The sequence below is a fragment of the Streptomyces sp. JLBG701 genome, assembly GCF_058544905.1.
In genome coordinates this window covers 2,360,239-2,386,389 of sequence record NZ_CM178588.1, presented here as the reverse complement: position 1 = coordinate 2,386,389, position 26,151 = coordinate 2,360,239, and the positions used below count along the sequence as shown (strand labels likewise).

Genomic DNA, 26,151 nt, shown 5'->3' with positions numbered 1-26,151 from the left:
GCACCTTCAGTGAACATGCGCAACCATTGGCCCGTCCTGCCCCTCGTGGCGGGGCTGGCCTCCGGCCTGCTGACCGGATGCGGAACGCAGACGGGCGGTTCTGCGAGCGGCGACTCCACCGTGGTCATGGGGATGTCCGACGACGTCCTCGCCACCGACCCCGCCTCCGGCTACGACCCGGGCTCGTGGCTGTTGTTCAACAACGTCTTCCAGTCGCTGCTCGCCTTCCCCAAGGGCGGCACCGAGCCGGAGCCGGAAGCCGCGGAGGAGTGCTCCTTCACCGACACCGAGGCCCAGGTCTACTCGTGCACGCTGAAGGACGGCCTGAAGTTCAGCAACGGTGACCCGCTCACCTCCGAGGACGTCAAGTTCTCCTTCGACCGCCTGCTGAAGATCAACGACGACGCCGGCCCCGCGATCATGTTCCCCATGCTCGACAAGGTCGAGACTCCGGACGACAAGACGGTCGTCTTCCGGCTGAACACCCCGGACGCCACCTTCCCCAGCAAGATCGCATCGGGCGCCGGCTCCATCGTCGACCACACGCAGTACGACGCGGACGGGCTGCGCGAGGACGGCGGAGCGGTCGGCTCCGGCCCCTACAAGCTGGACTCGTTCAGCGACGACGAGGCCGTCTTCTCGGTCAACGAGAACTACAAGGGCACCGCCGAGGTGCAGAACTCCGGCGTCACCCTCAAGTTCTTCCACGGCGACCAGGCCGCCCTGAAGAAGTCCCTGCTCGACAACAAGATCGACATCGCCTACCGCGGCCTCACCGCGAGCGACATCGCCGACATCGAGACCCAGGCCGACGACGCCTCGGGCGTCGAGATCGTCGAGGGCACCAGCGCCGAGGTCCAGCACCTGGTCTTCAACATGGACGACCCGGTCGCCGGCCAACTCGGCGTCCGCAAGGCCATCGCCTACCTGCTCGACCGCGACGCCCTCATCCAAGAGGTCTACGAAGGCACCGCGACACCCCTCTACTCGATCATCCCGGCGGGCATCACAGGCCACAACACGGCCTTCTTCGACACCTACGGCGCCAGCCCCTCCAAGTCCAAGGCCAAGGCCGCACTCACCGCCGACGGCATCACCGGCAAGGTGAAGCTGACGCTCTGGTCGACGCCCTCCCGCTACGGACCGGCCACCGACCAGGAGCTCAAGGCCATCGCCGGACAGCTCAACGACAGCGGGCTCTTCCAGGCCGACGTGCAGTCCGTCGCCTACGACCAGTACGAGCAGGACATCGCCGACGGCAAGTACGGCGTGTACGTGAAGGGCTGGGTGCCCGACTACCCGGACGCCGACAACTTCACGGCCCCCTTCTTCGGCAAGGGCAACGTACTGAGCAACAACTACACCAACAGCACCATCACCGGCTCGCTCATCCCGGCCACGGCCGCCCAGAGCGACCGCGCCTCGACGGACCAGACCTTCGGCGAACTCCAGAACATCGTCGCCAAGGAACTCCCCGTCCTCCCGGTCTGGCAGGCCAAGCAGTACGCGGTCACCCGCGACAACGTCTACGGCCTGGAGTACTGCCTCGACTCCTCGACCGTGTTCCGCTTCTGGGAACTCAGCAAGGACTGACCCCCGGCCACACACCAAGAGGGCGCCCCTTCTCCGGAAGGGGCGCCCTCTTGGTCGTACGACTGCTACCGCTACTACTGCGCTCCGGGACGCACCAGCCCGCTCTCGTACGCGTACACCGCGGCCTGCACCCGGTCGCGCAGCCCCAGCTTCGTCAGGACGTGCCCGACATGCGTCTTGACGGTGGTCTCGCTGACGAACAGGTCGGCGGCGATCTCGGCGTTGGACAGCCCGCGCGCCACCAGCTTGAGCACCTCGACCTCACGATCGGTCAGTGTGTGCAGCGTGTCCGGCACCGGCTCGTCACCGGACGGCAGATGGCTCGCGTACTTGTCCAGCAGTCGGCGCGTGATGCTCGGCGCGAGCATCGCCTCGCCCGAGGCGACCACCCGGATCGCCTGCACCAGCTCATTGGCAGGCGCGTCCTTCAGCAGGAAACCGCTCGCGCCCGCCCGCAGCGCCTCCACCACGTACTCGTCGAGATCGAAGGTGGTCAGCACCAGCACCTTCGCCGGGCCGTCCCGCCCCGGCCCGGTGATCTGCCGGGTCGCCTCCACCCCGTCCATCCGCGGCATACGGATGTCCATCAGCACCACATCGGGCTGTAGGGCCCGCACCTGATCGATCGCCTGCAGACCGTCTCCGGCCTCGCCGACGACCGCGAGATCCTGCTCCGCCTCCAGGATCATCCGGAAGCCGGTGCGCAGCAGCGGCTGGTCATCGACCAGTAGGACGCGGATGGCCACGTAATTCTCCTTCGCTAGCCCGGCCCCATTCTGCCCTGTGGGACGTCCCCCGACTCGGGCGACCTCACCGGCAGCGGATAGGGCGGGGGAGTCCCGCCGAATTCCGGGCATACCTCCTGGTGATCGCACCAGCCGCACAGCTTCGTGGGCCTCGGCCGCCACTCACCCGTCTCCGTGGCCAGCCGGATCGCCTCCCACAGCGCCAGCAGCTTGCGCTCGACCCGCTCCAGATCGGCGAGGACGGGGTCGTACGTCAGCACGTCACCACTGCCCAGATAGACGAGCTGCAGCCGCCGCGGCACGACGTTCTTCAGCCGCCAGACCACCAGCGCGTAGAACTTCATCTGGAACAGCGCGCCCTCCGCGTACTCCGGCCGCGGCGCCTTGCCCGTCTTGTAGTCGACGATCCGCACATCCCCCGTCGGCGCCACATCGACCCGGTCGATGATCCCGCGCAGCTTCAGCCCCGAGTCCAGCTCGGCCTCGACGAACAGCTCACGCTCCGCCGGCTCAAGGCGCGTCGGATCCTCCAGACTGAACCAGCGCTCCACCAGCCGCTCCGCCTCACCCAGCCAGCGCGCCAGCCGCTCACCCTCCGGATCGTCCGCGAACAGCTCCACGACCTCCGGCCGGCTCTCCCGCAGCCGGTCCCACTGCCCCGGGATCAACGACTTCGCCCGCGGCGCCGTCCGCTCCGCCGCGGGCGCGTCGAACAACCGCTCAAGCACCGAGTGCACCAAGGTCCCCCGCGTCGCCGCCTCGCTCGGCTTCTCGGGCAGCCGGTCGATCACCCGGAACCGGTACAGCAGCGGACACTGCATGAAGTCACTGGCCCGAGAGGGGGACAGCGAAGCAGGCGCTATGGCCACCACAGCAGGCTCCGCCGCCGCTGCCGTACCACTGCTGTGGGCCTCCGCCGCGCCCTCGGTGCTCGTTTCCATGACGACAGACCTTACGGCCCGCCACTGACAGTGACCCAGTCACCGCCGAGGCGGCCGCGACAGCGGGGGAAACGCAGGGGGTGCCGGGGCGGAACGCACCGCGACCGCCGCATACCATCGACCCGAGACCCTTCCGCCCGGCAGGCGCGGAAGACGCTTCGAACGAGGGGACACCGTGGACGAGAGCGGCGGGAGCGGGCAGCCGCGGTCCGGCAACGACGAGGCGGCGAAGAGCCACGCAGGCCCTTCGACCCGGGCCACCGACCCCGCACGCCCCGAGCCGGACCCGCACACCGACCCCGCACCGGACACCCCCACCGACGAACAGCCCACGACGGTACGGGACTCCGACCCGACCGGGGACGACAGGGACACGGAAACGGACACCGACGCGCAGGCCGACGACCGTCAGGACCCGCAGTCGGACGCGACTCCACCCTCCTCCGACAGCGAGCAGCCCACCTGGCTCGACAAGGCGCCCGCAGACCCCTCCCACGACCGCGCCCACGCCGACGCCGGCACCCCCAAGGGCAAGGGCCGCCCGCGACAGCGCTCCGAACCCGGCGGCGGCGTCCTGATGGGGCGGCCCTTCGGCGTACCTGTCTACGTCGCCCCCAGCTGGTTCCTCGTCGCCGCCCTCATCACCTGGGTCTTCGGCGGCCAGCTCGGCCGCGTCCTGCCCGAACTCGGCGCCGCCCGCTACCTCGTCTCCCTCTTCTTCGCGATCGCCTTCTACGCCTCCGTCCTCGTCCACGAACTCGCCCACACCGTCGCCGCCCTCCGCTTCAAACTCCCGGTCCGCCGCATCCAGCTCCAGTTCTTCGGCGGCGTCTCCGAGATCGAGAAGGAAGCCGAGACCCCCGGCCGCGAATTCGTCCTCGCCTTCGTCGGCCCCCTCTTCTCCCTGATCCTCGCCGGCGTCTTCTACCTCGCCCTGCAGCCCGTCGAGCCCGGCACCGTCCCCGGCGTCCTGCTGGCCGGCCTGATGATCTCCAACCTCATCGTCGCCGCGTTCAACCTCCTGCCCGGCCTGCCCCTCGACGGCGGCCGCATGCTCCGCGCCGTCGTCTGGAAGATCACCGGCAGACCCATGAGCGGCACCATCGCCGCCGCCTGGGTCGGCCGAGCCCTCGCCGTCTCCGTCCTCATCGGACTCCCGCTGCTCACCCAGTCCGGGGCCCTCGGCTCCAACGCCGAGGACAGCGTCGGCATGGACACCGTCACCGACGCACTGCTCGCCGCGATCCTTGCCGCGATCATCTGGACCGGCGCCGGAAACAGCCTGCGCATGGCCCGCCTGCGCGAACACCTCCCGGAACTGCGCGCCCGCAACCTCACCCGCCGCGCGGTCCCCGTCGAGACCAACACCCCCCTCTCCGAGGCGCTGCGCCGCGCCAACGAGGCCGGAGCCCGCGCCCTCGTCGTCGTCGACCCCGACGGCGAACCCCTCTCCCTGGTCCGCGAGGCCGCCATCGTCGGCGTCCCCGAACACCGCCGCCCCTGGGTCGCCGTCAGCGGCCTCGCCCAAGACCTCACGGACGGCATGCGCGTCTCGGCCGAACTGGCCGGCGAGGACCTCCTCGACGCCCTCCGCGCCACCCCCGCCACCGAATACCTGGTCGTCGAGGACACCGGCGAGATCTACGGCGTCCTGTCCGCGGCGGACGTCGAGCGCGCCTTCGTCAAGGCGATGGCCAGGCCCAACTGAGACACGCATGGTCGGCGGCCCCGGCCCGGACCGGTAGGCTGTTCACATGTCCGAACCGACCGGTGCCGCCCGCAGGCGCGGGCCCTTCAAGGTCGGGGACCAGGTTCAGCTGACCGACCCCAAGGGCCGCCACTACACGTTCACGCTCGAAGCCGGAAAGAACTTTCACACCCACAAAGGTTCCTTCCCGCACGACGAGCTGATCGGCGCACCCGAGGGCAGCGTTGTCCGCACCACCGGAAACGTCGCCTACCTCGCGCTGCGCCCCCTGCTCCCCGACTACGTCCTTTCCATGCCCCGCGGCGCCGCCGTGGTCTACCCCAAGGACGCGGGACAGATCCTGTCCTTCGCCGACATCTTCCCCGGCGCACGCGTCGTGGAAGCGGGCGTGGGCTCCGGCTCGCTCAGCAGCTTCCTGCTGCGCGCCATCGGCGACCAGGGCATGCTGCACTCCTACGAGCGCCGCGAGGACTTCGCCGACATCGCCCGGCAGAACGTGGAGCGCTACTTCGGCGGCCCCCACCCCGCCTGGCAGCTCACCGTCGGCGACCTCCAGGACAACCTGAGCGACCTCGACGTCGACCGCGTCATCCTCGACATGCTCGCCCCCTGGGAGTGCCTGGAGGCCGTCTCCAAGGCGCTCGTCCCCGGCGGCATCCTGTGCTGCTACGTCGCGACCACCACCCAGCTCGCGCGGACCGTCGAGTCCATCCGCGAGATCGGCTGCTTCAACGAGCCGACCTCCTGGGAGACGATGATCCGCAACTGGCACGTCGAAGGCCTCGCCGTCCGCCCGGACCACCGGATGATCGGCCACACCGGCTTCCTCCTCACCGCCCGCCGCCTCGCCGACGGCGTCGAGCCCCCCATGCGCCGCCGCCGCCCCGCCAAGGGCGCCTACGGCGAGGACTACGACGGCCCCAACGCCGACCGAGGCGCCGCCGGCCGCTGAGCGGCCCTGTGCCGCGATCAACGTACAAACGCCGTGGCCGAGTTCCCGCAAGCACAGGGGAACTCGGCCACGGCGCTGTTCCGTTGACGCGGTACCAGAATTCGACCGGTGTCACGGGGGAACCTCCCACCCCGCCGTTCCCCCCGACTGTGACGTGTGGCACCATGCGGGCACCCCCACCGGCACAGCCCTCACAGGAGACGCACCTCTCGTGCAGCAATCCGCCGTTCCGGAACTGGCACTCGCACACACCAACACCCGCCCGATCCACTGGGTCGCCACAGCCACCGCCCTCGCCGGCGTCGTCGCGCTGTCCTCAGTGCTGCAACCCGACTCCGCGACGGCGGCCCAGGCCGGACACCCCGGCGGCACCGCCGCGAAGCCCGCCCCCGCCTCGACGGCGGCACCAGACCCCGACAAGGTCGACTTCCCCGTCGACTGCGGCCCCGTCAAGCTCCTGGTGCTGAAGAAGGCCTCCGGAGACCTCGACGGCGACGGCAGGCCCGAGACGGTCGTCGTCGTCCACTGCGACGCCCCCATGGGCACCCCGCCCGACGGCGTCTACGTCCTCACCCAGGCCCCCGACGCCGCCAAACCCCGTGTCGTGGCAACCCTGGTCGACCCGAAGGACCGCAGCACCGTCACCGACTTCGCGGTGAGTGACGCCACGGTCACCGCCACCCTCCTCGGCTACTCCTCGTCCGACGTACCGAGTTGCTGCCCCGACGTGAAGGACAGCGCCAAGTGGCAGTGGAAGGACGGAACGTTCATCCGCTCGACACCCTCCCAGGCCAAGACCGTGTGAGAAATCAGACAAGCATCACGCGGAGTGCGGCTTGAGTCACTCCGCGTCAGGGCCGTAGACCTCGACCCTGTCCGAAACTCGACGTACGTGAATGCAGTCGCCCGGACACTCCTTCGCCGAGTCGACCACATCGATCAACAGGGGCAACGGCACAGGCGTCGTGGCACCCGGGGACTGCAGCAACTCGTCGCCCCCGCCCTTCACATACGCCAGACCGTCGATGTCCAGCTCGAAGACCTCCGGCGCGTACTGGACACAGATTCCGTCCCCGGTGCACAGGTCCTGATCGATCCAGACCTCAAGCGCCTCGCCGCCGGTCCCGGACTCCTGCTGCACGGTCATCTCTCCTGCCGTTTCCTGCTCCGAGCGATCCGAGATGAAGGCAAGTCGGCCCAGCTCTGACGGGTGTTGAACACTTCGACCCTACCTCCGGCGGCTTCCCAATCATGTTCGGTGGGTATTCCCCTGGCGTGAGGGAGAGCGCAAGGGTGAAGATCGGACACTCCTTGACAGTCTTTGTGATCTAGGGGTTTCAATCGACACCCACCCAGGTAGGGTCTGGAAGCGTCCAGCTCCCCTTGGAGGAGGTGAGGACCGTGGCAGCCCACGACGACGACATGAACCGCGGCATCCGCCCGGGACGAGGGTCCGACGACCCGGCCGGGCAGATTGCCTACCTTGAGCAGGAGATCGCCGTCCTGCGACGCAAGCTCGCCGACTCTCCGCGGCACACGAGGATTCTCGAAGAGCGGATCGTCGAGTTGCAGACGAACCTGGCCGGCGTGTCCGCGCAGAACGAGCGGCTCGCCAACACGCTCCGTGAGGCCCGCGACCAGATCGTGGCCCTCAAGGAGGAAGTCGACCGGCTCGCACAGCCGCCGGCCGGCTTCGGAGTCTTCCTCACGGCGAATGAGGACGGCACCGCCGACATCTTCACCGGCGGCCGCAAACTCCGCGTGAACGTCAGCCCAAGCGTCGAGCTCGAAGAGCTCCGACGCGGCCAGGAACTGATGCTCAACGAAGCACTCAACGTGGTCGAAGCCATGGAGTACGAGCGCGTCGGGGACATCGTCACCCTCAAGGAAATCCTTGAGGACGGCGAGCGCGCCCTGGTGCTCGGGCACACCGACGAGGAACGGGTGGTACGGCTCGCCGAGCCGCTGCTGGACGTCACCATCCGCCCCGGCGACGCCCTCCTGCTCGAACCCCGATCCGGCTATGTCTACGAAGTCGTTCCCAAGAGCGAGGTCGAGGAACTCGTCCTCGAAGAGGTCCCGGACATCGGCTACGAGCAGATCGGCGGTCTGGGCAACCAGATCGAGATGATCCGCGACGCGGTCGAGCTCCCCTACCTCTACCCGGACCTGTTCAAGGAGCACGAACTCCGCCCGCCCAAGGGCGTCCTGCTCTACGGCCCCCCCGGATGCGGCAAGACACTCATCGCCAAGGCCGTCGCCAACTCGCTGGCCAAAAAGGTCGCCGAGGTGACGGGCCAGGCCACCGGCAAGAGCTTCTTCCTCAACATCAAGGGCCCCGAGCTCCTCAACAAGTACGTCGGCGAGACCGAGCGGCAGATCCGCCTCGTCTTCCAGCGTGCGAGGGAGAAGGCCAGCGAGGGCACCCCCGTCATCGTCTTCTTCGACGAGATGGAATCCCTCTTCCGCACCCGCGGCTCCGGCGTCAGCTCGGACGTGGAGAACACCATCGTCCCGCAGCTCCTCGCCGAGATCGACGGCGTCGAAGGCCTGCAGAACGTGGTCGTCATCGGCGCCTCCAACCGCGAGGACATGATCGACCCCGCCATCCTGCGCCCCGGCCGCCTCGACGTGAAGATCAAGATCGAGCGTCCGGACGCCGAAGCGGCCAAGGACATCTTCCAGAAGTACCTCACCGAGCGCCTCCCGCTGCACCCCGACGACCTCGGCGAGCACGGCGGCAGCAAGTCCACCACCGTTCAGAGCATGATCCAGACGGCCGTGGAACACATGTACACGGAATCCGAGGAGAACCGCTTCCTGGAGGTCACCTACGCCAACGGTGACAAGGAAGTCCTCTACTTCAAGGACTTCAACTCCGGCGCCATGATCGAAAACATCGTGGGCCGCGCCAAGAAGATGGCGATCAAGGACTTCCTCGACCACAACCAGAAGGGCATCCGCGTCTCCCACCTCCTCCAGGCCTGCGTGGACGAGTTCAAGGAGAACGAGGACCTCCCCAACACCACCAACCCCGACGACTGGGCCCGAATCTCCGGAAAGAAGGGCGAACGGATCGTCTACATCCGTACCCTCATCACCGGGAAGCAGGGCGCGGACACCGGACGCTCCATCGACACGGTGGCCAACACCGGTCAGTACCTGTAAAAGACAGGGCGGCTGCGGGTGCCCACACCGGGCATCCGCAGCCGACTGTTTTTCGGCGCACGACCGGAGCAAGGCAATGACGCAAATGATCTCCCCACCAGCGCAAAGGCGTTCTAGGCTCTTTCGTACCGCCGAGTCGCGCAGTGCGGGGACGGGCACCGCACACGCACCGGAGCACCAGCGGTACTTGAGCAGCGCCCCCGACCGAGGGCGCCGCCGGGCAAGGAGGGCCGCATGACCGTACGGCGAGTAATGGGCATCGAGACGGAGTACGGGATTTCCGTCCCCGGCCACCCCAACGCCAATGCCATGCTCACCTCGTCCCAGATCGTCAACGCCTACGCGGCGGCGATGCACCGGGCCCGACGTGCCCGCTGGGACTTCGAGGAGGAGAACCCCCTGCGGGACGCACGGGGCTTTGACCTCGCCCGCGAGGCCGCCGACTCCAGCCAGCTCACCGACGAGGACATCGGCCTCGCCAACGTCATCCTCACCAACGGCGCCCGCCTGTACGTCGACCACGCACACCCCGAATACAGCAGCCCCGAGGTCACCAACCCCCGCGACGCCGTCCTCTGGGACAAGGCCGGCGAGCGGATCATGGCCGAGGCCGCCGAACGCGCCGCCCAGCTCCCCGGCGCACAGCCGATCCACCTCTACAAGAACAACACCGACAACAAGGGCGCCTCCTACGGCACACACGAGAACTACCTGATGAAGCGGGAAACCCCCTTCTCGGACATCGTGCGCCACCTCACGCCCTTCTTCGTCTCCCGTCAGGTCGTCACCGGAGCGGGCCGCGTCGGCATCGGCCAGGACGGACACGAACACGGCTTCCAGCTCAGCCAGCGCGCCGACTACTTCGAGGTCGAGGTCGGCCTGGAAACCACCCTCAAACGCCCGATCATCAACACCCGCGACGAGCCCCACGCGGACGCAGAGAAATACCGCCGGCTCCACGTGATCATCGGCGACGCGAACCTCTCCGAGATCTCCACCTACCTCAAGCTGGGCACGACAGCCCTGGTCCTCTCCATGATCGAGGACGGCTTCATCGCGGTGGACCTGGCCGTGGACCAACCGGTCCGAACCCTCCACCAGGTCTCCCACGACCCGACCCTCAAGCGCCTCGTCACCCTCCGTAGCGGGCGGACACTCACCGCGGTCCAGCTGCAGATGGAGTACTTCGAGCTGTCACGCAAGTACGTGGAGGAGCGGTACGGCTCCGACGCCGACGAGCAGACCAAGGACGTCCTCCTTCGCTGGGAGGACACCCTGAACCGCCTGGAGAACGACCCCATGAGCCTGGCAGGCGAGCTCGACTGGGTCGCCAAGCGGGAACTCATGGAGGGCTACCGGCGCCGCGACGACCTCGACTGGGACGCGGCCCGACTCCACCTCGTCGACCTCCAGTACGCCGACGTACGGGCCGAGAAGGGCCTCTACAACCGCCTCGTCGCCCGCGGGCGCATCAAGCGCCTCCTGGACGAGAACGAGGTCGAGCGGGCCCGCACCAAGCCTCCGGAGGACACGCGCGCGTACTTCCGCGGACGGTGTCTGGAGCAGTACGCCGACGATGTCGCCGCTGCCTCCTGGGACTCCGTGATCTTCGACCTCCCGGGCCGGGACTCGCTCCAGAGGGTCCCAACCCTGGAACCGCTTCGCGGAACGCGTAATCACGTCAAGGAACTCCTGGACCGCTGCCGCACGGCAGAAGACCTGGTCAGGGTCCTGTCGGGCGGCTGACCGGGTCGCGGGACAGGCAAGCCGGACAGGGTGGAAAACCCACCGTCCGGGAATCATCGAGGTGGCCCCCGTACGTTGTAGGAACTGCGGGGCCGATGTCGGACCCTGCTTGTAGGGTCTGATCAAGAACGTCGAACCGAGCGGGGTGAGGGTTATGGCGACCAAGGACACCGGCGGCGGACAGCAGAAGGCCACGCGTTCCACCGAAGAGGTCGAGGAGGCGCCCGAGGCGCAGGTATCCGAAGACCTCAAGGAACGCCAGGAGAAGCTGAGCGACGACGTGGACTCCGTCCTGGACGAGATCGACGACGTACTCGAGGAGAACGCAGAGGACTTCGTGCGGTCATTTGTGCAAAAAGGCGGACAATAACGGACATGTCGGACCCTGTCGAGAAGCGGTGCACGGGATGTGAGCGGCTGCTGTCGATCTCATCGTTCGCTGCCGACAAGAACCGGCGTGATGGCCGTCAAGTGCGGTGTCGGGAGTGCGTGGCCGAGTACGGAGCCGCGTACTCCCGACGCCGACAGGCAGCCCAAGGCAAGTCCGTGCGCGAGAAGGTGGACGTTCCATCGGGGCACAAGGAATGCCGGTCGTGCGGAGAAGTCAAGCCGCACAGCGAGTGGGACCGGAACGCCACGGCTTCGGACGGGCTCTCCACGCGATGCAAGCCGTGTCGGGCTGCCGAGAATCGCGCGGCGTACTTCATGCGCCAGTACGGCATGACCGAAGCCCAACGTGACGAGATGATCGCCTCTCAAATGGGTCTCTGCGTGATCTGTTTGAAAGCACCGGCCGTTCATGTGGATCACTGCCACGAGACGGGTAGGGTCCGTGGCGTACTGTGCTTCAACTGCAATTCGGCCATCGGCAAGTTGGGAGATGATCCCGACGCAGTTCGTCGGGCTGCCGCTTACTTGGAAGGATCCTCGTGGAAGCCAACACTCGTAGCACCGGGCGTCTACCGGCTGCCTTCCTGACGCCTGGGTCGTCGTCCTTCATGGACTTCTTGTCCGAGCATCAGCCGGAGATGCTCCCGGGGAAGCGGCAGTTGCCGCCGGTCCAGGGGGTCATCGAGGCTCCGCACGGGACGACCATCGTCGCTGTGTCGTTCCCCGGTGGTGTCGTGCTCGCCGGTGACCGGCGAGCCACGATGGGGAACATGATCGCGCAGCGGGACATCGAGAAGGTGTTCCCGGCCGATGAGTACTCGGCCGTCGGTATCGCCGGTACGGCCGGGCTCGCGGTCGAGATGGTGAAGTTGTTCCAGCTGGAGTTGGAGCACTTCGAGAAGGTGGAAGGCGCTCAGCTCTCCCTGGAGGGCAAGGCGAACCGGCTGTCGACCATGATTCGTTCCAACCTCGGTATGGCCATGCAGGGCCTGGCCGTGGTTCCGCTCTTCGCCGGGTACGACGTGGACCGCGGCAAGGGGCGCATCTTCTCCTACGACGTCACCGGCGGCCGTTCCGAAGAGCACGGCTTCGCCGCCACCGGCTCCGGCTCGATCTTCGCGCGCGGTGCCATGAAGAAGCTGTACAGCAACGACCTGACCGAAGAGCAGGCCACGATGCTCGTCGTACAGGCGCTGTACGACGCGGCCGACGACGACTCGGCGACCGGTGGCCCCGATGTCGCCCGCCGGATCTACCCGATTGTCACCGTGATCACCGAGGACGGCTTCCGCAAGCTCGGCGACGAGGAGTCCTCCGAGATCGCCCGCCAGATCCTGGCGCGGCGCCTGGAGCAGCCCGACGGCCCGCGTGCCGCGCTGCTCTGACCTGAGCCGTCTTATCAAGGTGATCCTGTGACTTCGACAGAAAGGGATGGATAACCGGTGTCGACGCCGTTCTATGTCTCACCCCAGCAGGCCATGGCCGACCGGGCGGAGTACGCCCGCAAGGGCATCGCCCGTGGCCGCAGCCTGGTCGTGCTGCAGTACGCCGACGGCATCGTGTTCGTCGGCGAGAACCCGTCCCGCGCGCTGCACAAGTTCAGCGAGATCTACGACCGGATCGGCTTCGCGGCCGCCGGCAAGTACAACGAGTACGAGAACCTGCGGATCGGCGGTGTGCGGTACGCCGATCTTCGTGGTTACACCTATGACCGTGACGACGTGACCGCCCGTGGTCTGGCCAACGTCTACGCCCAGACGCTGGGCACGATCTTCTCCAGCGCGGCCGAGAAGCCGTACGAGGTGGAGCTCGTGGTGGCCGAGGTCGGCGAGACGTCCGACGGCGACCAGATCTACCGGCTGCCGCACGACGGGTCGATCGTGGACGAGCACGGGTCGGTCGCCGTGGGCGGCAATGCCGAGCAGATCAGTAGCTATCTGGATCAGCAGCACCAGGACGGTATGAGCCTGGGCGAGGCGCTGAAGCTGGCCGTGCAGGCCCTGTCCCGTGACACCAACGGCACTCAGCGGGAGATTCCCGCCGAGCGTCTGGAGGTCGCGGTGCTGGACCGTACGCGTCCGCAGCAGCGCAAGTTCAAGCGCATCGTGGGCCGCCAGCTCTCCCGGCTGCTGGAGAGCGAAGGCGCGGTCACCGAGGCGGAGACCTCCGACGAGGAGTAGTTCCGGCTCACGCTCGCAGCCCGTATCTATTCCTTTTGTGCCCCGGCCGATCCTGACGGCCGGGGCATAGGGCGTTCAGAGGGTGTGGGGCGGCGCCGTGGAGCCTCGGACGACCAGTTCCACGGGGATGTCTCCCGCCTCGGGTGTACGGCCTTCCAGGACCGCCAGGAGGGCCTGCATGCCGCGTTCGCCGAAGAGCTCGGCGTCGAGGCGGACAGTGGTGAGTTCCGGGTCGATGGCGGTGGCGAGGGCGAGGTCGTCGAGGCCGGTGACGGAGATGTCTTCGGGGATGCGCAGGCCCAGGCGGCGGGCCGCCTTGTAGGCGCCGGCGGCGAGTTTGTCGTCGTCGCAGACGAGTGCGGTGGGCCGGGGGCTCGGGGCGGACAGCGCGGTCTCGGCGGCCGCGCGGGCGCCCTCGATGGTGATGGGGGCGCGGGTCGTCCGTACGGATGTGCCCGCGACGTCGCTGAGGCGGGCGGCCAGTTCACGCGCGCGTACGTCGAAGGTCCAGGACGGTACGTCGGCCGCGAGATGCAGGAAGTGGCGGTGGCCGAGGGCCAGGAGGTGCTGTGCGACTTGTCGTACGCCGTCGGTGATGTCGAGGTTGACGGTGGCCGCGCCCAGGCTGCCCTCCGGGTCGCTGTCGAGCATGACCAGGGGGAGTTGGTCGCCGCGGATGGCGGTGAGGGCGTCCGCGGCCATGGAGGAGGCGATGACGCCGTCCAGGGCGGCCTGGGCGGATGCGAAGGGGCTTCTGGCGGGGCCCACGCCCTCGGGGGAGGGGTAGAGGACGACGCCGAATCCGTGTTCGGCGGCGACTCGGGCGGCGCCGGTGTAGACGCCGGCGAAGAACTCGGTGGTGAGGGCGGGGACGACCAGGAGGACGGTGCGGGTGTGGCCCAGGCGGAGGTTGCGGGCGGCCAGGTTGGGGCGGTAGCCGAGCTCGCGTGTGGCCTCCCGTACGCGTTCTGCCGTGGCCTCTGAGACCCGGCCGCGCCATTTGTCGCCGAGGACGAGCGAGACCGCTGCCTGGGAGACCCCGGCGGCCTGGGCGACGTCACGGCTAGTGGGGCGGGGGTTGCCTCGTGCCACCGTCGGCCTGCTCTTTCGTCTGGACTCGTGAACAGCGCACATGGTACGTATGACGGAGGAAGTTATACGTAAAACTTGACGCGGAAGGGCGGGACATGGCCGCGGGATACCTGGAGATCCTCAGGGCGAGGCACGCCACCCGTCTGCTGGCGGGCACGCTCGTGGGGCGGCTGCCGAATGCCACCGCCGCGATCGCGATCGTGCTGTTCGTCCGGGCGGAGGGCGGGACGTACAGCCTCGCGGGGGCGCTGGCAGCCGTGTACGGGGTCGCCAACGCGGTCGGGCAGCCCGTTCTGGGGCGGCTCGTGGACCTGTGGGGGCAGCCGCGTGTCCAGCTGCCCGCGGCGGTCGCGTCCGCGCTGGCGATGGGCGTCGTCGCCCTCGCCGGCACCGACCCGCTGCCGCTCGCCTATGTCTCCGTCGCGGTCGCCGGGCTGTTCGTGCCGCCGCTGGAGGGCGGGTTGCGTGCGCTGTGGCCCGCGGTCCTGCGCAGGGAGGACCAGGTGCATACGGCGTACGCCATGGACGCGGTGGCGCAGGAAGTCATGTTCACCGTCGGGCCGCTGCTGGTGACGCTGTGCGTGTCGCTGTGGTCGGCGCAGGCGGCGCTGGTCGTGGTGAACGTCATCGGGGTGCTGGGGGCGCTGTCCGTGGTCGTGTCGCCGCCTTCGCGCGCGTGGCGTTCGGCGCCGCGTGAGGCGCACTGGCTGGGCGCGTTGCGCTCGCCCGGACTCGTCGTGCTGCTGGGCGCGTTCTTCTTCGTCGGTATCGCGCTCGGCTCGATCACCGTGGCCGCCGTGTCGTATGCGGACGGGCATGGTGGTGACGCGGTCTACGGCTGGCTGATGGCGGGTGTGGGGCTGGGGGCGCTTGTCGGCGGTGTGCTGTACGGGGCGCGGCAGTGGGCGGGGGCTCCGGAGCGCCGACTGCGGGTGCTGGTCGGGTTGCTGGCGGTGTGTTACGTGCCGCTGATGTCGACACCTGGCCCGGTCGCGATGACGGCGCTCACGACGCTCGCCGGAGTGTTCCTGGCGCCGTGTCTCGCGTGTGCGTTCGTCCTGGTCGACCGGCATGCCCCGAGGGGTACGGTCACCGAGGCTTTCTCCTGGATTGTGACGACGTTCACGGTGGGGGCGTCGGTCGGAACGGGCGTCGCGGGACCGGTCGTCGAGTGGGGCGGAGCCCCGTGGGGGTTTGCCGTGCCGGGTGCCGCGGGGGCCGTGTCGTTGCTGGTTCTGCTGGCCATGGGGCGGGTCCTCGCAGCTCCCGCCGGGGGTGCGGTGGTTGCGTCTTCATCGGAAAATGATCCAAACCGTGCCGTCGAACCCCGTTTCAGCTCGGGGGATCGGGCGTAATGTTCAGTCATGGACCGCCGCATTTTCGGGCTGGAGAACGAGTACGGCGTCACGTGTACGTTCAGGGGACAGCGGCGCCTGTCTCCCGACGAGGTGGCGCGGTACCTCTTCCGCCGTGTCGTGTCATGGGGCCGCAGCAGCAATGTCTTTCTGCGAAACGGCGCCCGCCTCTATCTCGACGTGGGATCGCATCCGGAATACGCGACACCCGAATGTGACAACGTGACGGAACTCGTCACCCACGACAAGGCCGGCGAGCGCATTCTCGAAGGACTCCTGGTGGACGCCGAACGACGCCTGCACGAGGAAGGAATCGCGGGCGACGTCTACCTCTTCAAGAACAACACCGACTCGGCGGGCAACTCGTACGGCTGCCACGAGAACTATCTGGTGGCGCGGCACGGGGAGTTCTCCCGACTCGCGGACATCCTCATTCCGTTCCTTGTCACCCGCCAGCTTCTGTGCGGTGCGGGCAAGGTCCTGCAGACTCCGCGTGGTGCCGTGTACTGCGTGAGTCAGCGGGCCGAGCACATCTGGGAGGGCGTCTCCTCGGCGACGACCCGTTCCCGGCCGATCATCAACACGCGCGACGAGCCGCACGCCGACGCCGAGCGCTACCGGCGGCTGCATGTCATCGTCGGCGACTCGAACATGTCCGAGACGACCATGCTCCTCAAGGTCGGCGCGACCGATCTGGTGCTGCGCATGATCGAGGCCGGCACGGTGATGCGCGATCTGACCCTGGAGAACCCGATCCGGGCGATCCGCGAGGTCAGTCACGACATCACGGGCCGCCGCAAGGTGCGGCTGGCCAGCGGCCGTGAGGCCTCGGCGCTGGATGTGCAGCGCGAGTACTACGAGAAGGCCGTGGACTTCGTCGAGCGGCGCGGTATCCGCACGGGCACCGTCGAGCAGGTGCTGGAGCTGTGGGGCCGCGTGCTGGACTCGATCGAGGCGGAGGACCTCGACCGGATCGGTACCGAGATCGACTGGGTGATGAAGTATCAGCTCATCGAGCGGTACCGGGCGAAGCACAACATGACCATGTCCCACCCGAGGGTCGCGCAGATAGACCTCGCCTATCACGACATTCACCGTAGGCGGGGTCTTTATTACCTCCTGGAGAGGAAGGGGCAAGCCGCCCGGATCTGCAACGACTTGAAGATCTTCGAAGGCAAGTCGGTGCCTCCGCAGACCACTCGGGCGCGACTGCGTGGCGACTTCATCCGGCGGGCGCAGGAGCAGCGCCGGGACTTCACCGTCGACTGGGTTCATCTCAAGCTGAACGACCAGGCGCAGCGCACGGTGTTGTGCAAGGACCCGTTCCGTTCGGTCGACGACCGGGTGGAGAAGCTGATCGCCGGTATGTGAGCCAAGCGCTCCGGAGATTCCTTCGGAACGCAACACGGGCGCCGTACGTTTCACGTACGGCGCCCTTCTCACGCCGTAGAGTTGCGCGCACGCCATCATCAAGATCGACCGATACGAGGCTTCCATCGTGCGCCGACGCTCACTTCTTCTTGCCGTACCCGCTGGACTGGTCACGCTCGCCGGATGCGGCGACGACGACGGCGGTTCGAGCGAGGCCAGCGACAGCGCGTCGCCGTCCCCGTCGGCGTCGGACACCTCGGCGGCTCCGCCGCCGAAGATCGTCGACGGGCCGCTGCCGGGTATCACGGCGGGCACGAAGTTCGGCGAGAAGCCGACGGTCGCTAAGGGTTCGGGGGATCCGTCGGAGGATCTGGCGGTGAAGACGGTCATCGCGGGCACCGGTCAGATCGTCGCGGAGAACGACTGGGTGCAGGCGAACTACCTGGGCCAGGTCTGGGACACGGCGAAGGTCTTCGACAACTCCTACGACCGTAAGACGCCGCTGCTCATCCAGCTCGCGCAGGGAAGCATCATCGACGGCTGGCGGTATGGCCTGACGGGGAAGAAGGCCGGCAGCCGGGTCGAGATGGCCATTCCGCCGACCTGGGGTTACGGCACCTCGGGCAACTCGCAGGCGGGTATCAAGGGCACCGACACGCTGGTCTTCGTGGTCGATGTGCAGGCGACGTTCAACTCGAAGAACTCCGCCAAGGGCACGGACGTGGCGCAGGACAACGTGGACCTGCCCAAGGTCGGCACCAACACCGACGGCAAGGCGCCCTCCATCGACATCCCCGAGTCGGACGCGCCGACGAAGCTGGTGGCGAACTACGTCATCGAGGGTGACGGCGACGTGGTCGCGGCGGAGAGCACCGTGCTCGTGCAGTACAAGGGCGTGCTGTGGGACACGGGCAAGGAGTTCGACTCGACGTACAGCAGGGACGCGCTGACCTCGTTCTCGCTCCAGCAGGTCGTCAAGGGCTGGGCGCAGGGGCTGACGGGCAAGAAGGTCGGCAGCCGTGTCCTCATCGTCATTCCGCCGGCTCTGGGTTACGGCGACAGCCCGCCGTCGGGCAGTGACATCAAGAAGGACTCCACGCTGGTCTTCTCCGTGGACATCCTGGCGAAGGTGTAACTGGTTGAGGAGTCCGGCCTGGGGCAGGCGTGCCCCGGTGCGGGATGCAAGACTGTCCGAGTTGTCTTGTCGTACAGATGCAGGAGCCAAAGACGTGAGCATCGAGAAGCCCGAGATCGACTTTCCCGGCGGCGAGCCCCCGAAGGACCTTGAGATCAAGGACATCTGGGAGGGCGACGGCGAGGTGGCGAAGGCGGGTCACAACGTCAGCGTCCACTATGTGGGAGTCGCCTTCAGCACCGGCGAGGAGTTCGACGCCAGCTGGAACCGTGGCACCCCCTTCCGCTTCCCGCTGGGCGGCGGCCGGGTCATCAAGGGCTGGGACCAGGGTGTGCAGGGCATGAAGGTCGGCGGCCGGCGCCAGCTGACCATCCCGGCCCACCTCGCCTACGGCAACCAGAGCCCGACCCCGGCGATCAAGCCCGGTGAGACGCTGATCTTCGTGGTCGACCTCCTCGGAGTCTGATCGCTCCGCGACCACACCCGATCACCTGGGGTCCATGCCTGTCCGGGCATGGGCCCTCGGCTTTTGCCGCGCCACCGCTGGGCGGTACGGTCATCGTTCGTAAGCACCATAGGGAGGCGAAGGGCGTCGATGGCCATTGCCAAGGCCGAGCGGCTGATGAACCTGGCGCTGTGTCTGCTCGGGACGCGGCGGCCGCTCAGCAAGCGCGAGCTGCGCGAGTCCATCGAGGCCTATGTCGAGGCTTTCGGGCCCGGAAACGGTGCGGCGAGCAGCGACGACTCCTTCAACCGCATGTTCGAGCGGGACAAGGACGACCTGCGTGAACTCGGGCTCGTCATCGACACCGTGGAGAACCTGGACGGCGAGGTCGGTTACCTGGCCCGCCGCGACAGCAACCGGCTCCCGCCCATCACCCTGGACGCCGAGGAGGCCGCCGCACTGGGCCTTGCCGCCAAGGTGTGGCAGCAGGCCAGGCTCGCCGGCGCGGCCAGCGGCGCTCTGCAGAAGCTGCGGGCGGCCGGGCTGCCCGAGGACGTCGATCCGTACGAGGCCCATGGCGCCCTGGAACCCCGGATTCCGGTGCACGAGGCGTCCTTCGAGCCCTTGATGCTCGCCTGCCGTGACCGCCGGCCGGTCGTCTTCGACTACCGCAAGGCGACGGCCGCCCGGCCCGAGCCCCGGCATGTCGAGCCGTGGGCGCTGGAGTGCTGGCGCGGCCACTGGTATCTGGCGGGCTGGGACCGCGACCGGGGCGCCGAGCGCGTCTTCCGACTGTCCCGGATCACCGGCAAGGTGCGCTCGCGCAGCGGCCGGTTCACCGCGGAGGTGCCGGACGTCGTGACCGTGCGCGAGACCGTGGCGAGCTGGGCGGGGGAGACCGCCGACCGCAGCGCGCTGATCCGGCTGCGCTCGGGCGCCGGGTACCCCTTGCGGGCGAAGGCGAGCGCGGTGCGGGAACTCGGTGACGGCTGGGACGAGTTGGAGATTCCGTACGGGCACGGGCTGGACGCCTGGCTGGTGGAGTTCGGGCCGGACGTCGTGGTCCTGGAGCCGGCCGAGCTGCGGGGCGACGTGGTGGACCGGCTGCGTGCCGTGGCCAAGGGCTGAGGGGGAGCGGACAACACTGTGGCAGGCAAACCGGCCAAGCCCGTCAACGCCATCGACCAGACCCGGCGGATGCTGTCCCTGGTGACGTATCTGCGGGAGCGTCCCGGCGCCCGGATCGAGGACGTCGCCCGCGCCTTCGGGATCACCGAGGACGAGCTGGTCTCCGACCTCGACGTGCTGCCCATGTGCGGCACCAGCTTCCGCGGCGGCGACCTCCTCGACATCGACACCGACGGCGAGCGGATCTGGTGGCACAACCCCTCGGCCCTCGGGGCGGAGGGGGCCGAGCCGCTGCGGCTGGCCGCCGACGAGGCGACCGCGCTCCTGGTCGCCGCCCGAGCCGTGTCGACCCTGCCCGGACTGCGGGAGGGCGACCGGCAGGCGCTGCTGCGGGCCACCGCCAAGGTGGAGACGGCGGCCGGCGAGGCGGCGGGCGCCAGCTCGCGACTGTCGGTGACCTTCGAGTCGGAGGGCGGGGTCTTCGCCGACGTCGACCGGGCCATCTCCGAGCGGCGCCGCCTGTGGATCCGCTACTACTCACCCGCCCGCGACGAGCTCACCGAGCGCGAGATCGACCCGATCCGCCTCGTCAGCGTCGGCCACACCTACGTCGAGGCCTGGTGCCGGCGCTCCGAGGCGCGCCGTACCTTCCGGCTCGACCGGGTCGCCGAGATCAAGATCCTGGACGAGCCGTCCGCGCCGCCCGAGATCGAGTTGCGGGACCTCTCGGAGGGCCTGGTGCAGCCCGCCGCGGAGGACCCGGAGGTCGTCGTCGAGGTCGGCCCGGGCGGGCGCTGGGTCGCCGAGTACTACCCGCACGACAGCGCCGATGAGCTTCCCGACGGTGGGCTGCGTATTACCTTGCGCACCCCCGACCCGGCGTCGCTGCGCCGGCTGGCGCTGCGGCTGGGGCGCGACGGACGCATCGTCTCGCCGCCCGAGTTGGCCGACAGCGCCCGCCGGGCGGCCCGCGAGGCGCTGGAGGCGTACGACGCACCTCAGGGTGCCCATCAAGTTCATGACCGGCTGCACGACAGGCCTGAGTGAGCCTCCGGGGCTGGGGCCCCGGAGGCGAACGAACCGGAAAACCGGAGAACCGGAAAAAGGGGAGCAGGAGCTTTGAGCGAGTCGGCGATGTCCGGGGTTCGGGAAGTGTCGGTGGCGTCCGCGTTCGCCGGGATGAGAAGCGTGACCCCCGTGGTGTTCCGGGCGGGCTGCCCGGACTGCCGGGGCAGCTTCGAGCTCACCGCGAGCGCCCTGCGCCTGGCCATCGGCGCCACCACCCGCACCACGTTCTACTCCTTCACCTGCCCCGACTGCGACGCCGTCGTCCGCAAGCCCGCGGGCGAACGGATCATCGAGCTGCTCACCGGCGGCGGGGTCAGCACGCTGCGACTGACCTCCGCGCTCTAGGCAGCTGAGGGCAGGGCCTAGGCTCGACCTATGTTCTGGGCGATGTTCGCGGTTGCAGTGGGTTTTCTCGGTCTCGCCGTTCTCGGTGTGCTCGCCGTGCGGGTCTTCGTCGAGGCCCGGCGGCTCGGCCTGCAGGTTTCGGACTCCGCGCAGCGCATCAACAGGGCCGCCGAGGAGCTTGAGCGGGCGGCCGTGAGCACGGCCCGGGCTGTGGACTCACTGTGAGTCCTGCTGTAGATGCTCTGTGAGAACTGCGGTGGATGCGTTTTGGGGCACTTCGCCCTGTCACCCTGGTGGCCCAGACAGGTACGCTGCTGATCGCGGCCCGGAGAACGAGGCCCGGACCGCGGACCGGGAGTACGCACGGGGATTGCCTCACGTTTACCCCTGAGCGTTACGATCGCTGTCAGCACGATCTTTCGGACAGATGTCCGGCCGATCGGACAGCACCCCACCCCAGCCGCCTCGGTGAGAAGGTAAAGAATTATGTTCGGAAGGCTCGGAGCTCCCGAGATCATTCTCATCCTCGTCGTCATCATCCTGCTGTTCGGCGCGAAGAAGCTTCCGGACATGGCTCGGTCGCTCGGCAAGTCCGCTCGCATCCTCAAGAGCGAGGCCAAGGCGATGAAGGAAGAGGGCGGCAGCACCCCCGCCCCGGCCGGTCCGCCGACCACCGAAGAGCAGACCCCGGCACAGCGCACCATCCAGGCCGCGCCCGGCGACGTGACGAGCTCGCGCCCGGTCACGGAGCCGACGGACACGACCAAGCGCTGACGCAGGGCCGGACGACTTCGGCCTGCCGCATGAGATGAGGACGTGGGTTGCTCAAGTCTGCCCGCACTACGGAGACGGACCCCGAGGGGCGGATGCCCCTCGTGGACCACTTGCGCGAGCTCCGCAACCGGCTCGCGAAGGCGATGCTGGCCATCGTCGCAGTCACCGTCGTCGCTGCCTTCTTCTACAACGACATCATCAACCTGATCACCAGGCCGATCCTCGATTCGGTCGGCTGTGACCAGAGCTTCGAGCAGTTGGCGAAGGACACCACCGAGCCGTGTGCGCAGATCACCATCAACGGTCTGCTCACCCCGTTCACGCTGGCGTTGAAGGTGTCGTTGATGGCCGGTGTGGTTCTGGCCTCGCCGGTCTGGCTCTACCAGCTGTGGGCCTTCGTCGCGCCCGGTCTGCACCGGCACGAGAAGAAGTACGCCTACGCGTTCGTCGGTACCGGCGCCCCGCTCTTCCTCGGCGGCGCCTACTTCGCCTACACGGTGCTGCCCACCACGGCGAAGGTGCTGCTCGAGTTCACCCCGGACGGCACCGACAACCTGCTGCCGCTCGACGACCTGCTCGACCTCGTCACGCGCATGGTGCTCGTCTTCGGCCTCTCCTTCGAGCTGCCTCTGCTGCTGGTCTTCCTCAATCTCACCGGGGCGATCACCGGCAAGCGGATGCTCGGCTGGTGGCGCGCCATGATCATGGGCATCACGGTGTTCGCGGCGGTGGCGACACCGAGCACGGACCCGCTGACCATGCTGGCGCTGGCCGGACCGATCTGGATCCTGTACTTCGGCGCGGTGGCCTTCTCGCTGCTGAACGACCGGCGCAGGCGCCGCCGTGACGCCGAGGGCCCCGCCGACGACGAGGCCTCCGACCTGGACCTCACCCCCGAGGCCATCGGTGAGATCGAGACCGTCTCCGCCAGCCGGGCCCTGCCCGAGCAGACGAGCACGGACCGGGTCAACGGCTATGACGACGTGACCTGAGCCACAGGGCGCAGCCGGCCGCTTCCCCCCTGTTGCGGGGGAGGTGTCCGGGGCGTGAGGTCCTGAGCTGCGCGGATCCTGGGTTCGGCAAGGGCGGATCCGGATAATGATCGTCCTGTTGTCAGTGGCGCCCGGTACGCTCGAAAGCACGATGACAGAGGACCTCTCCCCGGCCGAGCGGTACGCGGCAGCCCGCCTGCGGGCAGCCGAGCAGGCCACCGCGCTCGCGGGCTTCCGCGAGATGTACGACTTCGGTCTCGACCCCTTCCAGATCGAGGCCTGCCAGGCACTTGAGGCGGGCAAGGGTGTGCTGGTCGCGGCGCCCACCGGTTCGGGCAAGACGATCGTCGGCGAGTTCGCCGTCCACCTCGCCCTCCAGCAGGGCAAGAAGTGCTTCTACACGACACCCATCAAGGCGCTGTCGAACCAGAAGTACGCCGACCTGTGCCGCCGTTACGGCGCGGACAAGGTCGGTCTGCTCACGGGCGACAACAGCGTCAACTCCGAAGCCCCGGTGGTCGTGATGACCACCGAGGTCCTGCGGAACATGCTGTACGCGGGCTCGCAGACCCTCCTCGGCCTCGGCCATGTCGTCATGGACGAGGTGCACTACCTCTCCGACCGCTTCCGCGGTGCCGTCTGGGAAGAGGTGATCATCCACCTCCCCGAGTCGGTGACCCTGGTGTCCCTGTCGGCGACCGTGTCGAACGCCGAGGAGTTCGGCGACTGGCTCGACACCGTCCGCGGCGACACCGAGGTGATCGTCTCCGAGCACCGGCCCGTGCCGCTGTTCCAGCACGTGCTGGCCGGACGGCGGATGTACGACCTGTTCGAGGAGGGCGAGGGCCAGAAGAAGGCCGTCAACCCGGACCTCACGCGCCTGGCGCGCATGGAGGCCAGCAGACCCTCCTACCAGGACCGCAAACGCGGTCGCGCCATGCGCGACGCCGACCGTGAGCGCGAGCGCAGATCACGGTCGCGCGTGTGGACACCGAGCAGACCCGAAGTCATCGAACGGCTCGACTCCGAGGGCCTGCTGCCCGCCATCACCTTCATCTTCAGCCGCGCCGCCTGCGAGGCCGCCGTACAGCAGTGCCTGTTCGCCGGGCTGCGGCTCAACGACGACGAGGCGCGGGAAAGAGTCCGGGCGCTCGTCGAGGAGCGCACGGCGTCCATCCCCACCGAGGACCTGCACGTCCTGGGCTACTACGAGTGGCTGGAGGGCCTGGAGCGCGGGATCGCCGCCCATCACGCGGGCATGCTGCCGACGTTCAAGGAAGTCGTCGAGGAACTGTTCCTCCGGGGGCTCGTCAAGGCAGTCTTCGCCACCGAGACGCTCGCGCTGGGCATCAACATGCCCGCCCGGTCGGTGGTGTTGGAGAAGCTCGTCAAGTGGAACGGCGAGCAGCACGCCGACATCACGCCCGGCGAGTACACACAGCTCACCGGCCGTGCGGGCCGCCGCGGCATCGATGTCGAGGGCCACGCCGTGGTGTTGTGGCAGCGCGGGATCAGCCCCGAGCACCTCGCGGGACTGGCCGGCACGCGCACGTATCCGCTGCGCTCCAGCTTCAAGCCGTCGTACAACATGGCGGTCAACCTCGTGGAGCAGTTCGGGCGGCATCGCTCGCGCGAGCTGCTTGAGACGTCGTTCGCGCAGTTCCAGGCCGACAAGTCGGTCGTCGGGATCTCGCGGCAGGTGCAGCGCAACGAGGAGGGACTGGACGGCTACAAGGAGTCCATGACCTGCCACCTCGGGAACTTCGAGGAGTACGCGCAGCTGCGGCGCGAACTCAAGGACCGCGAGACCGAGCTGGCGCGGGAGGGCGTCTCGCAGCGGCGCGCGGAGGCCGCCGTCGCGCTGGAGAAGCTCAAGCCGGGCGATGTCATCCATGTCCCGACCGGCAAGTACGCGGGACTGGCGCTGGTGCTGGACCCGGGGCTGCCGGCCGGGCGGTCCAACGGGCATCGCGGCTTCGAGCACCACGACGGACCGCGCCCGCTGGTGCTGACCGCCGAGCGGCAGGTCAAGCGGCTCGCGTCGATCGACTTCCCGGTGCCCGTAGAGGCGTTGGAACGGATGCGGATCCCGAAGTCCTTCAACCCGCGTTCCCCGCAGTCCCGTCGGGACCTCGCCTCCGCGCTGCGTACCAAGGCCGGGCACATCCCGCCGGAGCGGGCCCGTAAGCAGCGCTCGCAGGCGGCCGACGACCGGGAGATCGCCCGGCTGCGTACGGCGATACGCGCCCACCCCTGCCACGGCTGCAACGACCGTGAGGACCACGCCCGTTGGGCCGAGCGCTACCACCGGCTGCTGCGGGACACCTCGCAGCTGGAGCGGCGTATCGAGGGGCGTACGAACACGATCGCCCGCACCTTCGACCGTATCGTCGCCCTGCTGACCGAACTGGACTATCTGCGCGGCGACGAGGTCACCGAGCACGGCAAGCGGCTCGCCCGGCTCTACGGCGAACTCGACCTGCTGGCCAGCGAATGCCTGCGCGCCGGCGTCTGGGAGGGGCTCGCCCCCGCCGAACTCGCCGCCTGTGTCTCGGCGTTGGTGTACGAGGCGCGGGCCGCCGACGACGCGATGGCGCCGAAGCTGCCCTCGGGCAAGGCCAAGGCCGCGCTCGGCGAGATGGTCCGGATCTGGGGGCGCCTTGACGCCCTGGAGGAGGACTTCCGGATCACCCAGAGCGAGGGCGTCGGCCAGCGCGAGCCGGATCTGGGCTTCGCCTGGGCCGCCTACATGTGGGCGTCCGGCAAGGGCCTCGACGAGGTGTTGCGTGAGGCGGAGATGCCGGCCGGGGACTTCGTGCGCTGGTGCAAACAGGTCATCGACGTACTCGGCCAGATCTCGGCGGCCGCACCGGTCTCCGGCGGCGAGAACTCGACGGTCGCGAAGAACGCGCGCAAGGCGGTCGACGGGCTGCTGCGCGGGGTCGTGGCCTACTCGTCCGTGGGCTGAGCGGGCGGCAGCAGTCGTGTGACCAGGTCCCGGGCCGTCTCCGTGAGGCGGTCC

General features: G+C 68.5%; 25 protein-coding genes. 21 read left to right on the top strand and 4 right to left on the bottom strand.

Features of this window, described 5'->3' with window-relative positions; translation table 11 throughout:
- The first annotated feature begins 9 nt into the window (after nucleotides 1–9).
- Nucleotides 10–1,593 (top strand): ABC transporter substrate-binding protein, encoded by a 1,584-nt coding sequence (locus AC5DRG_RS10960; protein WP_491809814.1) that lies wholly within the window; start codon nucleotides 10–12, stop codon nucleotides 1,591–1,593.
- A 74-nt stretch (nucleotides 1,594–1,667) separates the two neighbouring features.
- Here AC5DRG_RS10960 and AC5DRG_RS10955 read toward each other — a convergent pair whose 3' ends face one another.
- Nucleotides 1,668–2,339, bottom strand: a complete 672-nt coding sequence (locus AC5DRG_RS10955; protein WP_491809813.1) for a response regulator — start codon at nucleotides 2,337–2,339, stop codon at nucleotides 1,668–1,670.
- A 14-nt stretch (nucleotides 2,340–2,353) separates the two neighbouring features.
- Complete coding sequence (locus tag AC5DRG_RS10950; protein ID WP_491809812.1) at nucleotides 2,354–3,280, bottom strand: RecB family exonuclease; 927 nt, start codon at nucleotides 3,278–3,280, stop codon at nucleotides 2,354–2,356.
- Between the two features lie 175 nt (nucleotides 3,281–3,455).
- On the opposite strand from AC5DRG_RS10950, the gene AC5DRG_RS10945 reads away from it, so the two are divergent.
- The 3 genes from AC5DRG_RS10945 (at nucleotide 3,456) to AC5DRG_RS10935 (ending at nucleotide 6,745) form a co-directional block, all read left to right on the top strand.
- Nucleotides 3,456–4,988, top strand: coding sequence for a site-2 protease family protein (locus tag AC5DRG_RS10945; protein WP_491809811.1), 1,533 nt, complete (start codon nucleotides 3,456–3,458; stop codon nucleotides 4,986–4,988).
- Nucleotides 4,989–5,034: 46 nt separating this feature from the next.
- A complete protein-coding gene (locus AC5DRG_RS10940; protein ID WP_491809810.1) occupies nucleotides 5,035–5,940 on the top strand; it encodes a tRNA (adenine-N1)-methyltransferase in 906 nt (301 codons plus the stop codon).
- A gap of 211 nt (nucleotides 5,941–6,151) precedes the next feature.
- Complete coding sequence (locus AC5DRG_RS10935) at nucleotides 6,152–6,745, top strand: hypothetical protein (protein ID WP_491809809.1); 594 nt, start codon at nucleotides 6,152–6,154, stop codon at nucleotides 6,743–6,745.
- 36 nt (nucleotides 6,746–6,781) lie between these two features.
- Here the strand turns inward: AC5DRG_RS10935 and AC5DRG_RS10930 are convergent, their stop codons facing one another.
- Nucleotides 6,782–7,087 (bottom strand): ferredoxin, encoded by a 306-nt coding sequence (locus AC5DRG_RS10930; protein ID WP_491809808.1) that lies wholly within the window; start codon nucleotides 7,085–7,087, stop codon nucleotides 6,782–6,784.
- 254 nt (nucleotides 7,088–7,341) lie between these two features.
- Between AC5DRG_RS10930 and arc the strand changes: the two genes are divergently transcribed.
- The 6 genes from arc (at nucleotide 7,342) to prcA (ending at nucleotide 13,424) form a co-directional block, all read left to right on the top strand.
- Nucleotides 7,342–9,108: a proteasome ATPase gene (arc, locus tag AC5DRG_RS10925; protein ID WP_491809807.1), complete on the top strand. Its 1,767-nt coding sequence runs from the start codon at nucleotides 7,342–7,344 to the stop codon at nucleotides 9,106–9,108.
- Nucleotides 9,109–9,342: 234 nt separating this feature from the next.
- Nucleotides 9,343–10,854, top strand: coding sequence for a depupylase/deamidase Dop (gene dop / locus AC5DRG_RS10920; protein ID WP_491809806.1), 1,512 nt, complete (start codon nucleotides 9,343–9,345; stop codon nucleotides 10,852–10,854).
- Nucleotides 10,855–11,008: 154 nt separating this feature from the next.
- Nucleotides 11,009–11,224 (top strand): ubiquitin-like protein Pup, encoded by a 216-nt coding sequence (locus AC5DRG_RS10915; RefSeq protein ID WP_161064777.1) that lies wholly within the window; start codon nucleotides 11,009–11,011, stop codon nucleotides 11,222–11,224.
- A 5-nt stretch (nucleotides 11,225–11,229) separates the two neighbouring features.
- Nucleotides 11,230–11,832 carry an endonuclease VII domain-containing protein gene (locus AC5DRG_RS10910; RefSeq protein WP_491809805.1) on the top strand — a complete coding sequence of 201 codons (603 nt, stop codon included), beginning with the start codon at nucleotides 11,230–11,232 and terminating at the stop codon, nucleotides 11,830–11,832.
- The gene (gene prcB / locus AC5DRG_RS10905) at nucleotides 11,784–12,629 is read left to right on the top strand and encodes a proteasome subunit beta (protein WP_491809804.1); all 846 of its coding nucleotides are present in this window, start codon (nucleotides 11,784–11,786) and stop codon (nucleotides 12,627–12,629) included. Before AC5DRG_RS10910 ends, prcB begins: the two co-directional genes overlap by 49 nt.
- A 57-nt stretch (nucleotides 12,630–12,686) precedes the next feature.
- Entirely contained in the window at nucleotides 12,687–13,424 is a 738-nt protein-coding gene (gene prcA, locus AC5DRG_RS10900) for a proteasome subunit alpha (protein WP_491809803.1), read from the top strand.
- Between the two features lie 75 nt (nucleotides 13,425–13,499).
- On the opposite strand, the gene AC5DRG_RS10895 is transcribed toward prcA, so the two are convergent.
- Entirely contained in the window at nucleotides 13,500–14,558 is a 1,059-nt protein-coding gene (locus tag AC5DRG_RS10895) for a LacI family DNA-binding transcriptional regulator (protein ID WP_491809802.1), read from the bottom strand.
- A 53-nt stretch (nucleotides 14,559–14,611) separates the two neighbouring features.
- Between AC5DRG_RS10895 and AC5DRG_RS10890 the strand changes: the two genes are divergently transcribed.
- The 11 genes from AC5DRG_RS10890 (at nucleotide 14,612) to AC5DRG_RS10840 (ending at nucleotide 26,097) form a co-directional block, all read left to right on the top strand.
- Nucleotides 14,612–15,871 (top strand): MFS transporter, encoded by a 1,260-nt coding sequence (locus tag AC5DRG_RS10890; protein ID WP_491809801.1) that lies wholly within the window; start codon nucleotides 14,612–14,614, stop codon nucleotides 15,869–15,871.
- A 9-nt stretch (nucleotides 15,872–15,880) separates the two neighbouring features.
- Complete coding sequence (pafA, locus tag AC5DRG_RS10885; RefSeq protein ID WP_491809800.1) at nucleotides 15,881–17,242, top strand: Pup--protein ligase; 1,362 nt, start codon at nucleotides 15,881–15,883, stop codon at nucleotides 17,240–17,242.
- Between the two features lie 127 nt (nucleotides 17,243–17,369).
- The gene (locus AC5DRG_RS10880) at nucleotides 17,370–18,377 is read left to right on the top strand and encodes an FKBP-type peptidyl-prolyl cis-trans isomerase (protein WP_491809799.1); all 1,008 of its coding nucleotides are present in this window, start codon (nucleotides 17,370–17,372) and stop codon (nucleotides 18,375–18,377) included.
- Nucleotides 18,378–18,471: 94 nt separating this feature from the next.
- Nucleotides 18,472–18,843, top strand: a complete 372-nt coding sequence (locus AC5DRG_RS10875; RefSeq protein WP_491809798.1) for an FKBP-type peptidyl-prolyl cis-trans isomerase — start codon at nucleotides 18,472–18,474, stop codon at nucleotides 18,841–18,843.
- A gap of 129 nt (nucleotides 18,844–18,972) precedes the next feature.
- A complete protein-coding gene (locus AC5DRG_RS10870; RefSeq protein ID WP_491809797.1) occupies nucleotides 18,973–19,950 on the top strand; it encodes a helix-turn-helix transcriptional regulator in 978 nt (325 codons plus the stop codon).
- Between the two features lie 18 nt (nucleotides 19,951–19,968).
- Nucleotides 19,969–20,997 (top strand): helix-turn-helix transcriptional regulator, encoded by a 1,029-nt coding sequence (locus AC5DRG_RS10865; protein WP_491809796.1) that lies wholly within the window; start codon nucleotides 19,969–19,971, stop codon nucleotides 20,995–20,997.
- 72 nt (nucleotides 20,998–21,069) lie between these two features.
- Entirely contained in the window at nucleotides 21,070–21,363 is a 294-nt protein-coding gene (locus AC5DRG_RS10860) for a hypothetical protein (protein WP_491809795.1), read from the top strand.
- A 30-nt stretch (nucleotides 21,364–21,393) separates the two neighbouring features.
- Entirely contained in the window at nucleotides 21,394–21,588 is a 195-nt protein-coding gene (locus AC5DRG_RS10855) for a hypothetical protein (protein ID WP_491809794.1), read from the top strand.
- Nucleotides 21,589–21,849: 261 nt separating this feature from the next.
- A complete protein-coding gene (gene tatA, locus AC5DRG_RS10850; protein WP_491809793.1) occupies nucleotides 21,850–22,137 on the top strand; it encodes a Sec-independent protein translocase subunit TatA in 288 nt (95 codons plus the stop codon).
- A 47-nt stretch (nucleotides 22,138–22,184) separates the two neighbouring features.
- Entirely contained in the window at nucleotides 22,185–23,129 is a 945-nt protein-coding gene (tatC, locus tag AC5DRG_RS10845) for a twin-arginine translocase subunit TatC (RefSeq protein WP_491809792.1), read from the top strand.
- Nucleotides 23,130–23,235: 106 nt separating this feature from the next.
- Complete coding sequence (locus AC5DRG_RS10840; RefSeq protein ID WP_491809791.1) at nucleotides 23,236–26,097, top strand: DEAD/DEAH box helicase; 2,862 nt, start codon at nucleotides 23,236–23,238, stop codon at nucleotides 26,095–26,097.
- Nucleotides 26,098–26,151 lie beyond the last annotated feature (54 nt).